This window comes from Kitasatospora sp. NPDC101183, from assembly GCF_044767945.1.
GTDB lineage: Bacteria > Actinomycetota > Actinomycetes > Streptomycetales > Streptomycetaceae > Kitasatospora.
This window is the reverse complement of record NZ_JBIWOW010000008.1, coordinates 111,090-124,892: the sequence shown is the minus strand read 5'-3', so window position 1 is coordinate 124,892 and position 13,803 is coordinate 111,090. Positions and strand designations below refer to the sequence as shown.

The following is a 13,803-nucleotide window of genomic DNA, read 5'->3' as shown; positions in this document are numbered from 1 at the left end:
CCCTCGGGGCGTGTCTCAGGCGAGCACCGGAAGGTACGCCCGCAGGTCGCTGCGCTCCCCGGAGGCCGAGAGCGCGGCGCCCTCCTCCGCCTCCGCCCAGCCCAGGCGGCCGGTGGCCAGCCGGATCCAGGTCAGCGGGTCGGTCTCGACCACGTTCGGCGGGGTGCCCCGGGTGTGCCGCGGCCCCTCGACGGCCTGCACCACGGCGTACGGCGGCACCCGCAGCTCGACGGCCCCGCCGGGGGTCCGCTCCGCGAAGGCGTCCGCCAGCAGCCGGGTGACAGCGGCCAGGGCCTGGCGGTCGTGCGGGAAGGCGTCGAGGCCGAGGGCGTCGGCCAGGTCGTCGGCGTGCACCACGGTCTCCACCAGCCGGGTGACCAGCATGTCCGTGAGCGCCATCGAGCCGAGCCGGATCTCGAACCGCCGCTCGGGGTCGGCGGCCTCGGGCCGCTCCAGCAGCGCGGTCAGCGCGTCCGCGGCCCGGCCGAAGGCCTCGGCGACGGAGGCCGCGCCGCCCGCGAACCCGCGTGCCGTCTCGGCCCTGGTCTGCTCGTCGAGCAGCGGGGCGACGCCGCCGACCGCGGCCACCCAGCCCGTCAGGTCCAGCGGGGCCCGCCCCTCCAGCGGGTCGTCGAGGTGCTCCGGCACCCAGGCGACCTGCACCGCGAGGTGCGCCACCAGCTCCCGCACCCGCCACTGCCCCAGCCTGGTCGGCAGCTCCAGCTGCTCGTCCCCGAGACCGGCCACGAGGGCGCGCAGCGCCTCCGTCTGGGCGGCCAGCGCGGCGCGGACCTTCTGCGGCTGGTACGTACGGGACTTGGGAGGCATGGGGCCCAACATACGCCGAGGGGCGGACGGTTCAGTGAAACCGTCCGCCCCTCAAGCACCAGCTCAGCCCAGCAGGGCCTCGATGACGCCGGTGTGGGCGTCCTTCAGCTCCGTCAGCGAGACGCTGAACTGCCCCTGGACGTCCAGGGATTCGCCGTCCACGACACCGATGCGGGTGGCCGGCAGGCCGCGCGCGGTGCACATGTCGTTGAACCGGAGCTCCTCGCTGCGCGGCACCGCCACGACGGCGCGGCCGGCCGACTCCGAGAACAGGAACACGAACGGGTCCTGGCCCTCGGGCACGATGATCCGCGCGCCGTTGCCGCCCTTGAGGCAGCTCTCGACGAGCGCCTGGCCGAGGCCGCCGTCCGAGAGGTCGTGCGCGGCGTCGATCATGCCGTCGCGCGAGGCGGCGATCAGGATGTCGCCGAGCAGCCGCTCGCGCTCCAGGTCCACCGTGGGCGGCAGGCCGCCGAGGTGGTCGTGGACGACCTGGGACCAGGCCGAGCCGCCGAGCTCGTCCGCCGTGTCGCCGAGCAGGTAGAGCAGCTGCCCCTCCTCGGCGAAGGCGAGCGGGGTGCGCCGGGTGACGTCGTCGATGACGCCGAGCACCGCGACCACGGGGGTCGGGTGGATGGCGACCTCGCCGGTCTGGTTGTACAGCGAGACGTTGCCGCCGGTGACCGGGGTGCCGAGCACCAGGCAGGCGTCGGCCAGGCCGCGGGTGGCCTCGGCGAACTGCCACATCACGTCCGGGTCCTCGGGGGAGCCGAAGTTGAGGCAGTCGGAGACGGCGAGCGGCTTGGCACCGCCGGCCGCGACGTTGCGGTACGACTCGGCCAGGGCCAGCTGGGCGCCGGTGTACGGGTCCAGCTTGGCGTAGCGGCCGTTGCCGTCGGTGGCGACCGAGACGCCGAGGTTGGTCTCCTCGTCGATCCGGATCATGCCCGAGTCCTCGCCGACCGAGAGCACGGTGTTGCCGAGCACGAAGCGGTCGTACTGGTCGGTGATCCAGGACTTGGAGGCCTGGTTCGGGTGCGAGGCGACCTTGAGCAGGTCGGCCTTGAGGCCCTCGCCGGTGGTCGGGCGGGCCAGCCGCTCGGCGGTGGGGGCGTCGGCCTGCAGCGCGTCCTGCCAGCTCGGGCGGGCGTACGGGCGCTCGTAGACCGGGCCGTCGTGGGCGACGGTGCGCGGGGGCACGTCCACGACGAGCTCGCCGTGCCAGAAGATCTCCAGGCGCTCGCCGTCGGTCACCTCACCGATGACGTTGGCGATGACGTCCCACTTCTCGCAGATCTCGAGGAAGCGGGCGACCTTGTCGGGCTCGACGATCGCGCACATGCGCTCCTGCGACTCGCTCATGAGGATCTCCTCGGGCGAGAGCGTGTGGTCGCGCAGGTGCACGGTGTCGAGGTCGACCCGCATGCCGCCGGAGCCGGCCGAGGCCAGCTCGCTGGTGGCGCAGGAGAGGCCGGCGCCGCCGAGGTCCTGGATGCCCTTGACGAGCTTCTCGCGGAAGATCTCCAGGGTGCACTCGATGAGGAGCTTCTCCTGGAACGGGTCGCCGACCTGGACGGCCGGGCGCTTGGCCGGCTTGGTGTCGTCGAAGGTCTCGGAGGCCAGCACCGAGACGCCGCCGATGCCGTCGCCGCCGGTCCGGGCCCCGTACAGGATGACCTTGTTGCCGGCGCCGGAGGCCTGCGCGAGGTGGATGTCCTCGTGCTTCATGACGCCCACGCAGAGCGCGTTGACCAGCGGGTTGCCCTGGTAGCAGGAGTCGAAGACGACCTCGCCGCCGATGTTCGGCAGGCCCAGGCAGTTGCCGTAGCCGCCGATGCCCGCGACGATCCCGGGCAGCACGCGCCGGGTGTCCGGGTGGTCGGCCGCGCCGAAGCGCAGCGGGTCCATCACCGCGACCGGGCGGGCGCCCATCGCGAGGATGTCGCGCACGATGCCGCCGATGCCGGTGGCCGCGCCCTGGTAGGGCTCGATGTACGAGGGGTGGTTGTGCGACTCGACCTTGAAGGTCACCGCGTAGCCCTGGCCCACGTCGACGACGCCGGCGTTCTCGCCGATGCCGACGAGCATCGCGTCCGAATCCGGCTTCTTCTCGCCGAACTGCCGCAGGTGGACCTTGCTGCTCTTGTACGAACAGTGCTCGGACCACATGACGGAGTACATGGCGAGTTCCGCGCCGGTCGGGCGGCGGCCGAGGATCTCCCGGATGCGCGCGTACTCGTCCTGCTTGAGGCCGAGTTCGGCCCACGGCTGGGCGGCGTCCGGGGTCTGCTCGGCGTTCTTGACGGTGTCGAGGCTCATCAGGCGTTCACCAGCTGCTTGAGGACGGACGTGAAGAAGCCGAGGCCGTCCGTGCCGCCGGTCCCGACCAGCGGCTCGACCGCGTGCTCCGGGTGCGGCATCAGGCCGACGACGTTTCCGGCGGCGTTGGTGATGCCGGCGATGTCGTTGATCGACCCGTTGGGGTTGACGTCCAGGTAGCGGAAAACCACCCGGCCCTCCGCCTCCAGCTCGTCGACCGTGCGCGCGTCCGCGGTGAAGCGGCCGTCCATGTTCTTCAGCGGGATCCGAATCTCCTGCCCGGCCGTGTAATCACGGGTCCAGGAGGTGGCCGCATTCTCCACCCGCAGCTTCTGCTCGCGGCAGATGAAGTGCAGGTGGTTGTTGCGCAGCATCGCGCCGGGCAGCAGGTGGGACTCGGTCAGCACCTGGAAGCCGTTGCAGATTCCGAGGACGGGCATTCCCAGCTTCGCCTGCTCGATGATGCTCTCCATCACCGGCGAGAAGCGGGAGATGGCGCCCGCACGCAGATAGTCGCCGTAACTGAATCCGCCGGGCAGGACGACGGCGTCGACCTGGTGGAGATCCTTGTCACGGTGCCAGAGCGCGACCGGCTCGGCGCCGGCCAGGCGGACCGCGCGCTGCGCGTCACGGTCGTCGAGGGAGCCGGGGAAAGTGACGACGCCGACGCGGGTGGTCACTTCGCCGCCTCCTCGACGCGGACGGTGAAGTCCTCGATCACGGTGTTGGCGAGGAAGGTCTCGGCGGCTTCGCGGATACGGGCGAGCGCGGCCTCGTCGACCGGGCCCTCCACTTCCAGCTCGAAACGCTTGCCCTGGCGGACGTCGGCGATCCCGGTGAATCCGAGACGAGGCAGTGCGCGCTGCACCGCCTGGCCCTGGGGGTCGAGGATCTCCGGCTTGAGCATGACGTCGACTACGACGCGTGCCACTGGCACTCCCGGTGGTGTTTCGGTGAGGCGGGGGAACTCCAGACTACAAGCCGTTCGGAGCAGCATCGCTGGCCGGGCCAGGTGACGCGCGTAGACCCAGGACCCTTACGTCCCAAGGGTTCCGGGCTCCGCGGACGCCGGTCGCACCCCCCGGTTTCCGGTGATTCCCGGCCCCCGATGAGAACGTCCGAAGAACACCCGAATACGGCACTTGGGGACAGATCCGCCCGTCCCCGCACACCGGTATCCGGCAGTCCGCCGAAGACTCGTGAATATCCGGAAAAGAATGCCGAACTCTTCGATTTCGACCCCCTTCGGGTGCAGAATAGGGCCACCTGTCGCGGCAAGTGCGGCGTATCCGGCCGTCCACCCGTCGGCCCGTCCGTGCTTGCGCGAGTGGTGCACATCAGGCCCCCCGGACACATCCCCGGGAACCGGCGGCCGAATTGCCGAGAGGATTGACACCCATGGCTCAGCGTGTAGTTGTCACGCTCTCCGACGACCTGGACGGCGGCGCAGCCGCGGAAACCGTCCACTTCGGTGTCGACGGGAAGTCGTACGAGATCGACCTGTCCGTGGACAACGCCGAAAAGCTGCGGGAGGCCCTCGCCCCCTTCGTCGCGGCCGGGCGCCGCCAGAGCCGCACCGGAAAGTCCTTCCGCCGCACCGCGCTGACCCCGGACCCGGCCGCCGTCCGCGCCTGGGCCCTCTCGCGCGGCATGGAGCTGCCCGCCCGCGGCCGGATTCCCAAGCACGTGTACGAGGCGTTCGCCGAGGCGAACTGACCCGTCCGGGCCGCAGGCCCGCGGTCGCCCCGCCAGGCCCTGGGCCGAAAGGGTGGGGCGACCACCCCGAACGATGCTGTAGAGTATTCCTCGTCGCCGCAACGGAGAGATCCGAAGGGGCGGCAGGTGCCCCGCCAGGCACCATGCGGACGTGGCTCAGTTGGTAGAGCATCACCTTGCCAAGGTGAGGGTCGCGAGTTCGAATCTCGTCGTCCGCTCGCAGTGTGCGAGCACAGCACAACTCAATAGTTCCATCCTGCGGACGTGGCTCAGTTGGTAGAGCATCACCTTGCCAAGGTGAGGGTCGCGAGTTCGAATCTCGTCGTCCGCTCCAGTACGAAGGGCCCCCTCGATCGAGGGGGCCCTTCGGCATTTCCCGACACAATACCGGCCGCACCGGCAATACCGCCCGGCGCCGATGACATTTGTCACCGCCGATCCGTGGATCGCCACCGCCCTCTCATGACGGCCCGCACTGCCCCGCGGGCCCGGGCGGCGAAAGGCTTGGGGCATGGAAAAGAGCCAGCCCTCCCGCCCCGGCGACCGCGTGATCGAGGTCACCGACCTGCACCGCCACTACGGCAGCGGCGCCACCGGCTACCACGCCGTCCGCGGCGTGGACCTCGCGGTCGGCCGGGGCGAGCTGTTCGCCCTGCTCGGCACCAACGGGGCCGGCAAGACCTCCACCATGGAGGTCATCGAAGGGCTGACCGCCCCCAGCGACGGCCGCGTGCGGGTCCTCGGCCACGACCCCTTCACCGAGCGCGCCGCCGTCCGCCCCCGGATCGGCATCATGCTCCAGGAGGGCGGCTTCCCCGGCGAGCTCACCGCCGCCGAGACCGGCCGCGCCTGGGCCGGGATGACCAGCGGCGCCCGCCCCGTCGCCGAGGCTCTCGACCTCGTCGGCCTCGGCCACCGCGCCGGCGTCCGGGTCAAGCAGCTGTCCGGCGGCGAGAAGCGCCGGCTCGACCTCGCGATGGCCCTGCTCGGCCGCCCCGAGGTGCTCTTCCTCGACGAGCCCAGCACCGGCCTCGACCCGGAGGCCCGCGCCTCCGTCTGGCGCCTGGTGCGCGAGCTGCGTGCCCAGGGCACCACCGTGCTGCTCACCACGCACTACCTGGAGGAGGCCGAGGAGCTCGCCGACCGGCTGGCCATCATGCACGGCGGCCGGATCGTCGTCTCCGGCACCGTCGCCGAGGTGATCGCCGGGCGGCCCTCCCGGATCGGCTTCGACCTGCCGGAGTTCACCGGCACCGCACTGCCCGTCCTGGCCGGGGCCGAGGTGGCGGTGGACGGCCGCAGGGTCACCGTCCGGACCACCGCCCTCCAGGACACCCTCACCGACCTGCTCGGCTGGGCCCGCCACCACGGGATCGCGCTCGGCGCCCTCGACGCCCGCAGCGCCTCGCTGGAGGAGGCCTTCCTCGCCATCGCCTCCGAGGCCGCCCACCAGGCCCCGCCGCAGGCCCCCGCCGCCGACCGTCCCGCCCGCCGCCGTCTGATCGGAACCGCCCGATGACCACCGCCGTCACCACCGCCCCGGCCGCCGCCGGCCCGAAGAGCACCACCGCCCGCCGGCTGCTCGCCCTCGGCCGCGCCGAGGCCACCCTGCTGGTGCGCAACCGCACGGCGCTGTTCACCGCCCTGGCGCTGCCGCTGATCCTGATCGCCTCGCTGCACGGCGTGCTCAAGCAGCAGGCGAAGTCCACCCCCGGGCTGGACGTCGACTCGATGCTGATCTACGGCTCGATCGGGATGGTCCTGTCCTTCGTCGTCTACTACAACCTGACCTCGGCGTACGTCGCCCGCCGCGGCGAGCTGGTCCTCAAGCGGCTGCGCACCGGCGAGGCCCGGGACCTGGAGATCCTGCTCGGAACGGCCGTCCCCTCGCTCACCATCGGCCTGCTCATGGCCGCCCTGATCGGCGTCGGCGGCAGCGTCGGCCTGCACCTGACCGTGCCGGTCAACCCGGTGCTGATGCTGGTCGGGCTGGTGCTGATCCTGGCCACCATGATCGCGATGGCCGCGCTGTCCAGCGCCTTCACCAGGACGGTGGAGAGCGCCGGCATCACCACCCTGCCGATGATGCTGGTCATGCAGTTCGGCTCGGGCCTGTTCGTCCCGCTGGAGGTCATGCCCGCGCAGCTCGCCGACGTCTGCCGCCTGCTGCCCACCACCCCGGCCTTCCAGCTGATCCGCGTCGGCTGGTTCGGCACCGACGGCTCGGCCGCCGCCACCGACTTCGCGGGAAGCTGGGGCGTCGCGGGGTCGCACCTGATCACCGGCGGGATCTGGCTGTTCCTGGCCGTCTGGGCGGCCGTACGGTACTTCCGCTGGGAGCCTCGTCGCTGATCGCGGTCGATCGCCGGAAACCGAAGGACCGTCTCCGGTTCGACCTCTGATATGAAGGCAGAAAGCACGATCGTGGTCGAACTGGGAGCGGAAGGCATGGGAATGCGGTCACCGCTGCGCACCTGGAGGGGATTCGGCAAGCCCCAGCGCTCCGAGGTCTACCTCCGCTGGTCGATCTACCTGCCCCCGCTGATGCTGGTGCCCACGATGGTGTTCTTCCTGGGCCTGTCCCGCGATCTGGAGAACTCCATCGCGGTGGCCCGGGTCTCGCTGGTCATCGGTCTGGCCGCCACCCTGGTCGGACTGCGGGCCTGCCGCACCTCGCTCGACCACTACCTCGGCCGGCCCTCCCCGTACGTGCGCTGGCTGGTCGTCAACCAGGCTCTCGCGGTGGGGGGCTGCTGGGCCGTCCTGCTGATCGGCCCCTCCCTCGACGAGCGGAGCGGGCCGGCGCCGTTCACCCCCTCGGTCGCCATCCTGCTGCTGGTCATCGCGACCGCGCCGGTCTCGATCGGGCTGCCGCCGCTGCGGGCCGCCCTGGCGACGGTGCTCACCTCCCTGCTCTTCGCCCCGCCCCTGCTGATCGCCGGGTCCAGCGTCTCCAAGACCGCCGGGATGCTGGTCGGCACCCTGATCACCCTGCCCCTCGTCGGGGCCGGCAGCCGCAGCTTCGCCTGGCTCTGCGCCGTCGTCTGGGAGCTGGACGCCGCCCGCGAGGCGCAGGCCCGGCTGGCCGTCGCCGAGGAGAGGCTGCGCTTCTCCCGCGACCTGCACGACGTGATGGGCCGCAACCTCACCACCATCGCGCTCAAGAGCGAGCTCGCCGTCCAACTCGCCCGCCGCGGGCGCCCGGAGGCCGCCGAGCAGATGGCCGAGGTGCAGCGGATCGCCCAGGAGTCGCAGCGCGAGGTCCGGGACGTCATCCGCGGCTACCGCACCGCCGACCTGCACGCCGAGGCGTACGGCGCCCGCGCGGTGCTGCGCTCGGCGGACGTCGCCTGCGAGATCGACCTCGGCGAGGACGCCGACCGCCTGCCGCCGCCGGTGCAGTCCGTGCTCGGCTGGGTGATCCGCGAGGCCACCACCAACGTGCTGCGCCACAGCGAGGCCGCGAACTGCCTGATCCGGCTGCGGCAGGAGGGCGGACGGGCCGTGCTGGAGCTGAGCAACGACGGGGTGCCCGCCGTCCCGATCCCCTCCCAGGGCGGGGGCACCGGGCTGCCCGGACTGCGCGAGCGCCTCGCCGCCCACGACGGGGAGCTGGTCCTCCCGACCGCCGAGGCCGGTACCTTCCGGATGCTCGCCACCGTCCCGCTGCCTCGTTGAGGAAGGTCCGCCAGTGACCCAGAACCCCGTTCGCGTCCTGCTCGCCGACGACGAGCACCTCATCCGGGGCGCGCTGGCCGCGCTGCTCTCCCTGGAGGACGACATCGAGGTGGTCGCCCAGGCCGGCTCCGGCCCGGAGGCCCTGGCGATGGCCCAGGCGCACCGGCCCGACATCGCCGTGCTGGACCTCCAGATGCCGGGCCTGGACGGCATCGAGGTGGCCACCGGGCTGCGCCGGGTCCTGCCGGACTGCCGCTGCATGATCGTCACCGGCCATGGCCGCCCGGGCTACCTCAAGCGGGCGCTGGAGGTCGGGGTGCGGGGCTTCCTGCCGAAGACCGTCTCGGCCGCCGACCTGGCCGGCATCATCCGCACCGTGCGCTCCGGCGGCCGGTACGTGGACCCGGAGCTGGCCGCCGACGCGATCAGCGCCGGCGAGACCCCGCTGACCCCGCGCGAGACGGACGTCCTGGAGCTGGCCGCGGACGGCACCACGATCGCCGAGATCGCCGCCCGGGCCTCGCTCTCCCAGGGCACCGTGCGCAACTACCTGTCCTCGGCGGCCACCAAGCTCGGCGCCGAGAACCGCCACGCGGCGGTGCGGATCGCCCGCGAGCACGGCTGGATCTAGGGCGTGTCTGACGATTCCCGCCGGGTCCGGCGCTAATCGTCAGACGCGCCCCGTGCCCGCGGGCGCGTCCCTGGAGCGTTCAGGCCCAGCTGGTGCCGGTGAGCCGCTCGTACACCTCGATGTACTTGGCGCGGGTCCGCTCGACCAGCTCGGCCGGCAGCTCCGGCGGCGGCTGCTCGCTGTAGCGGTCCCAGCCGGAGGCCGGGGAGACCAGCCAGTCGCGGATCAGCTGCTTGTCGAAGGAGGACTGCGAGCGGCCCGGCTCGTAGTCGTCGGCCGGCCAGTAGCGCGAGGAGTCCGGGGTGAGCACCTCGTCGCCGATGATCAGCTCGCCGTCCAGCAGGCCGAACTCGAACTTGGTGTCGGCCAGGATGATGCCCCGGGCGCGGGCGATGTCCCGGGCGCGGGCGTAGACGTCCAGGGTGGTGCGGCGCACCTGGTTGGCCAGCTCGGCGCCGATCCGCCGGGCCGTCTCCTCGTACGGGACGTTCTCGTCGTGCTCGCCGACCTCGGCCTTGAGGGCCGGGGTGTAGATCGGGGCGGGCAGCTCGGAGCTGTTGACCAGGCCCTCGGGCAGCGCGATGCCGCAGACCGTACGGCTCTCGTCGTACTCGGTGAGGCCGGAGCCGGCCAGGTAGCCGCGGGCGACCGCCTCGACCGGGATCATGTCCAGGCTCTTGCAGATCAGCGTGCGGCCCTTCCAGTCGGCGGGGGCGCCGGCCGGGACGTCGGTGGAGATCACGTGGTTGGGCACGATGTCGGCGATCCGCTCGAACCACCACAGCGACAGCTGGGTGAGGACGCGGCCCTTGTCGGGGATCTCGTTCGGCAGCACCCAGTCGTGGGCGGACATCCGGTCGCTGGCCACCATCACCAGTTCGCCCGCCTCGGTGCGGTACAGGTCGCGCACCTTGCCGGTGTGCAGGTGGACCAGGCCGGGTACCAGGACCGGCTCGGGCTTGGTGACAAATCCGCTCAAGGTGTTCAGTCCTCAGGGGTCGTTCACGGGCGTGGGGCTCCGTGAAAGGGGAGGTCACTGCCCCCGCAGTCTTTCACGAACCCCTGCGGGCTCGTTCTTGCAGAGCCTGTCCAGCAGGTTGGCGGTGGCCCGCTGGACGCGCTCGTCGGTCATGCCCGGCCGGTCCAGGGCGGGCGACCAGGCGAAGGTGCCGGCCGCGAAGACGTACGCGCCGCTGGGCGCCCGGTACAGGGAGGTCTCCTGGAAGCGGGTGCGTCCGGCGAGGTCCTGGTACGGCGAGTGCGCCAGCAGCACCCGCTCGGTGTGCTCGGGCAGCGCCACCTTGGGGTAGTAGCGGTCGGCCTCCCCCGCGACGAGCCCGGGCAGCTCCTCCCCCTCCTGCAGCCCGGTGCCGTCCCAGAGCCAGTGCGCGGTGTGCCGGGCGACCAGCGGGACGGGCGCGGCGACGCTGCCCGAGTACTGCACGCCCAGCAGGTGCTGCTCGGGCTCCCCGGCGTCGCGCCACAGCGCGCTGGCCGCGCCGGGCGCCCCGGCGGCGGGGCTGCCGGGGGCGGCCTTCTGCCGCTTGCGGCAGTTGAGCAGCCGGTTGGGCTCGCCGGAGGCGGCCGGGGTCAACTCGACCCGCCAGTACATGGTGTTGGCGGAGAGGAACACCAGGGAGGTGCCGTCGTCGCGGGCCCGTTCGGCGGCCCGGCGCATCGGCTCGGACCAGTACTCGTCGTGGCCGGGGAAGACCAGCGCCCGGTGCCGGGCCGGGTCGACCAGCCCGGCGTGCAGGTCGGTGGCGGTGGCGTACGAGAGGTCGTAGCCGTAGCGCTCGGCCCAGCGGATGAAGTCGTAGGCGTGGCCGACGTGCAGGGGCAGACCGGCGGTGGCGTGCGGGCGGTCGAAGGAGACGGTGACGGCGGCCTCGTGCTCGCCGAGCAGCCCGCCCGAGTCGTCCCAGGCGTGGTAGAGGCTGGCGCCGCTGCGGCCGTCCTCGGGGAACAGGTTGTACGCCTGCCAGGTCACGTCCGGGAGCACCAGGAGGACTTCGGCGGCGCCGTACCCGTCGAAGTCCCGTACGGTGAACGGGATGTGGCTGCGGTGCAGCAGGTCCCCGGTGGTGAGCACGGCGACGTACGCGCCGGGCTGCCAGTGGGCGGGGATCTGCAACCGCCAGGAGTGCCACCAGTGGTGGCAGGAGACCGTCCGCTCGACGACCAGCGGGGCGGGCTGCACGAGGCCGGAGATCATCGGACTGGTGGTCATGTGGCGGGCGCCGTCGCCGCCGTAGTGGCCGATCCGGTAGACGGCGACGGAGAACTCGCGGGGCGGGTTGACCGTCACCCGGAAGTCCACCGAGCCGCCGGGGCGCACGACCCCGGCCGAGGCGAAGCCCTTGATCTGCTGGTCCACGTCGTTGGAGCTGAGCGGGGTGCCGACCGGCGGCCGGGGGCGGCCCGCGGCGGCCAGGGGGCGCTGGCCGGGGGCGTCCACCGAGACGTACCAGGGCACGCTGTCGCCGTTGTCGAGGTACTCGTCGGGGCTGCGCAGCCAGGGCAGCGGGCCTTGTCCGAAGGGGTCGGAGACGCTGTAGGCGTGCGTTCCGGACTCCCAGCGGCGATTGAGTTCGGTCCCCACGCGCCCCTCCCAGGTGGCACCGTCGTCCGGGTTGGCACGTGCCCCCCGGAAGTGCGTGCGGTCTAATACACCACACCGTGCGGACGCTGCGTCACCCTACGGTAGCAATTGGTGTACGGAAATCTCGCGGGCCGAACGCCCAGGGCCTCCGGCCTGCGGAGACGGCCGACGGCCGAGCGCCCCGGGGGCGCGTGCGCGGGTGCCGAGCGCCGCCCGGGGCCGGCCGTCAGAGGCGCACGGGCTTCTCCGAACGGACCTCGGCGGCCTCCAGCCAGGCGCGCAGCGGGCCGTCCTGCCCCTGCTCGACGGCCTGGGCGACGGGCCCGGCCAGGTCGGTGCGGCGGACGCCGCGCACCAGAAGCACCGGGCCGTCCAGCCAGTCCAGGCCGGGGGCGCCGCCCGCGGTGTCCACGGCCGCGCAGCAGACCATCGCGGTGACGTGGTCCACGAGCAGGTCGCGGCCGGAGCGAACGGGTTCCAGCAGCGGGGCGGGGGCGGCGGTTCGGGCCGGCCCGGCGGCGAGCGCGGCGGCGAGGCGTTCGCCGTCGCCCTCGGCGAGCCGCCCGAGGAGCCGGGTGAGGGTGGGGGCGCCGGGGCGGGCCTGGGGGGCGAGCCGGTCCAGGGCGGCCTGCAGGGCGGCCGCGCGGGAGCGCCAGCCGGCGTCCACGACCTCGGCCGGGTAGTCGGTCCACTCCAGCTCGTGCCAGCTGCCCGCCGGGGGGAGGCCGAAGAAGAGTTCGGCGGCGAGGAGGGAGACGGCCCGGTCGACGGCGCCGGGCTCCTCCAGCAGGTCGCAGGCGGGGCGGTCGCCGAGCCGGGTGCCGTAGCCCTCGGCCAGCCGGTCGCGGCGGGACAGTTCGGTGAGCGCGGCGGCGACCCCGGCGTTGAGGCGGGCGGGGTGGCGGCCGAGGCGCCAGGCGGGCAGCGCGACCCTGGTGAGCAGGCGGTCCCAGCCGGCGTAGGCGAGGCCGACCTGTTCCTGGGCGGCTATGCGCAGGCCGTAGTCGACGGTGCGGGCCTGCTCGGAGGCCCAGCCGGCCACCGACCGCTCCAGTTCGGCGGCGTGGCCCCGGCAGGCGCCGAGCAGCCGGCGGGTGATCCGCCCGGTGAGGCGGTGGACGAGCGCGGCGGGCCCGCGCCGGGGCGGAGCGGGCTGGACGGGTACGCCGAAACCGAGGGCGGTGGCGCCGGGGTCGAGGCTGGCGTCCAGGCTGCGCAGGAAGCGGCGGGCGGCGGCGATCTCCGGATCGGCGGAGGCGGCCGTCCCGGCGACCACGGGGGCGAGCAGGGCGCGCAGTTCACCGGCCCGCATCCACCACAGGAACGGCGAGCCGATCACCAGGACGGGCGCGGGCGCCGCGTGGTGGCGGCCGTCGGCCGGGATGTCCTCCAGCCAGCTGTCGCAGTCGGGGGTGAGCGCGACGGCGGAGGGCGCGGGCACCTCCAGCCGTTCGGCGAGCTCGTCGATGAGCCGGTACAGCTCGGGCGCCTCGGCGCGCTCCAGCGGCACGGCGGGGGTGCGCGGCGGGACGGCCCTGCGGTGGGCGCGGGCCGTGAGGGCGGCCACCGCGAGGGTGAGGACGGCGACGGCGCACACCGCCCAGCGGGCGGCGTCCCAGCCGACGGCGTCGGCGGAGCCGGGCGCGCCGATCCGGCCGGTGAACCGGCCCGCGAGCAGGACCACCGCCACGGCGGCGGGCAGGACGGCGACGGCCAGGGCCAGGCCCCGGACGCGCAGGACCGCCCGGGCGTGAGCGCGCGCGGTGTCGACTGCGGCCATACCGGCACCCCCTTCGGGGCTCGGGAGCGCCGGTGACGGGCCCCTGAGCCGACTCGAAACGATCAGTTCCGACCGGGAAGCGGAATGGCCCGATCCCGGCAGTGCAAGCTGCGTGGTGCTACTGGCATTTTCGACGCGCCGGCCCGGGTGGGCGTTCCGGATCGTCCCGGTTTCCACTCGTCCCGGTGACACTGCCCGAACACCGTCGACGTCACCCTCGGGGCGAGGACCGGTCCGGTGCGAAGCACC

The 13,803-nt window shown here is 73.1% G+C and carries 12 protein-coding genes and 2 tRNA genes; 7 read left to right on the top strand and 7 right to left on the bottom strand.

All coding sequences use genetic code 11. The annotated features are described in order from the left end of the window. Positions 1 to 15: 15 nt before the first annotated feature. The 4 genes from ACIRRS_RS13095 to purS all read right to left on the bottom strand — a co-directional run bounded on the left by ACIRRS_RS13095 (position 16) and on the right by purS (position 4,084). Positions 16 to 828: a sterol carrier family protein gene (locus ACIRRS_RS13095; protein ID WP_402969104.1), complete on the bottom strand. Its 813-nt coding sequence runs from the start codon at positions 826 to 828 to the stop codon at positions 16 to 18. A gap of 63 nt (positions 829 to 891) precedes the next feature. After that, positions 892 to 3,147 (bottom strand): phosphoribosylformylglycinamidine synthase subunit PurL, encoded by a 2,256-nt coding sequence (gene purL, locus ACIRRS_RS13090; protein WP_402969101.1) that lies wholly within the window; start codon positions 3,145 to 3,147, stop codon positions 892 to 894. Then, on the bottom strand, positions 3,147 to 3,827 hold the full coding sequence (gene purQ, locus ACIRRS_RS13085) for a phosphoribosylformylglycinamidine synthase subunit PurQ (RefSeq protein ID WP_402969098.1): 681 nt from the start codon (positions 3,825 to 3,827) through the stop codon (positions 3,147 to 3,149). Before purQ ends, purL begins: the two co-directional genes overlap by 1 nt. Continuing rightward, positions 3,824 to 4,084, bottom strand: a complete 261-nt coding sequence (gene purS / locus ACIRRS_RS13080) for a phosphoribosylformylglycinamidine synthase subunit PurS (RefSeq protein ID WP_078910955.1) — start codon at positions 4,082 to 4,084, stop codon at positions 3,824 to 3,826. Before purS ends, purQ begins: the two co-directional genes overlap by 4 nt. Before the next feature lie 461 nt (positions 4,085 to 4,545). Between purS and ACIRRS_RS13075 the strand changes: the two genes are divergently transcribed. The 7 genes from ACIRRS_RS13075 (at position 4,546) to ACIRRS_RS13045 (ending at position 9,172) form a co-directional block, all read left to right on the top strand. Then, positions 4,546 to 4,863, top strand: a complete 318-nt coding sequence (locus ACIRRS_RS13075; protein ID WP_030056585.1) for an Lsr2 family protein — start codon at positions 4,546 to 4,548, stop codon at positions 4,861 to 4,863. A gap of 145 nt (positions 4,864 to 5,008) precedes the next feature. Next, positions 5,009 to 5,081: transfer RNA gene (locus ACIRRS_RS13070), tRNA-Gly, on the top strand. A 40-nt stretch (positions 5,082 to 5,121) separates the two neighbouring features. Then, positions 5,122 to 5,197 (top strand) — tRNA-Gly (locus ACIRRS_RS13065). Between the two features lie 177 nt (positions 5,198 to 5,374). After that, on the top strand, positions 5,375 to 6,382 hold the full coding sequence (locus tag ACIRRS_RS13060) for an ABC transporter ATP-binding protein (protein WP_402969094.1): 1,008 nt from the start codon (positions 5,375 to 5,377) through the stop codon (positions 6,380 to 6,382). Then, complete coding sequence (locus ACIRRS_RS13055) at positions 6,379 to 7,215, top strand: ABC transporter permease (protein ID WP_402969091.1); 837 nt, start codon at positions 6,379 to 6,381, stop codon at positions 7,213 to 7,215. The genes ACIRRS_RS13060 and ACIRRS_RS13055 overlap by 4 nt, the downstream gene beginning before the upstream one ends. 96 nt (positions 7,216 to 7,311) lie before the next feature. Then, positions 7,312 to 8,541 carry a sensor histidine kinase gene (locus tag ACIRRS_RS13050; RefSeq protein ID WP_402969088.1) on the top strand — a complete coding sequence of 410 codons (1,230 nt, stop codon included), beginning with the start codon at positions 7,312 to 7,314 and terminating at the stop codon, positions 8,539 to 8,541. A 13-nt stretch (positions 8,542 to 8,554) separates the two neighbouring features. Next, positions 8,555 to 9,172, top strand: coding sequence for a response regulator (locus ACIRRS_RS13045; protein WP_402969085.1), 618 nt, complete (start codon positions 8,555 to 8,557; stop codon positions 9,170 to 9,172). A 79-nt stretch (positions 9,173 to 9,251) separates the two neighbouring features. Here the strand turns inward: ACIRRS_RS13045 and ACIRRS_RS13040 are convergent, their stop codons facing one another. The 3 genes from ACIRRS_RS13040 to ACIRRS_RS13030 all read right to left on the bottom strand — a co-directional run bounded on the left by ACIRRS_RS13040 (position 9,252) and on the right by ACIRRS_RS13030 (position 13,554). Beyond that, on the bottom strand, positions 9,252 to 10,151 hold the full coding sequence (locus tag ACIRRS_RS13040) for a phosphoribosylaminoimidazolesuccinocarboxamide synthase (protein ID WP_402969083.1): 900 nt from the start codon (positions 10,149 to 10,151) through the stop codon (positions 9,252 to 9,254). A gap of 54 nt (positions 10,152 to 10,205) precedes the next feature. Continuing rightward, positions 10,206 to 11,774, bottom strand: coding sequence for a N,N-dimethylformamidase beta subunit family domain-containing protein (locus ACIRRS_RS13035; RefSeq protein WP_402969081.1), 1,569 nt, complete (start codon positions 11,772 to 11,774; stop codon positions 10,206 to 10,208). A 226-nt stretch (positions 11,775 to 12,000) separates the two neighbouring features. After that, positions 12,001 to 13,554 (bottom strand): hypothetical protein, encoded by a 1,554-nt coding sequence (locus tag ACIRRS_RS13030; protein ID WP_402969079.1) that lies wholly within the window; start codon positions 13,552 to 13,554, stop codon positions 12,001 to 12,003. Between the last annotated feature and the right edge of the window lie 249 nt (positions 13,555 to 13,803).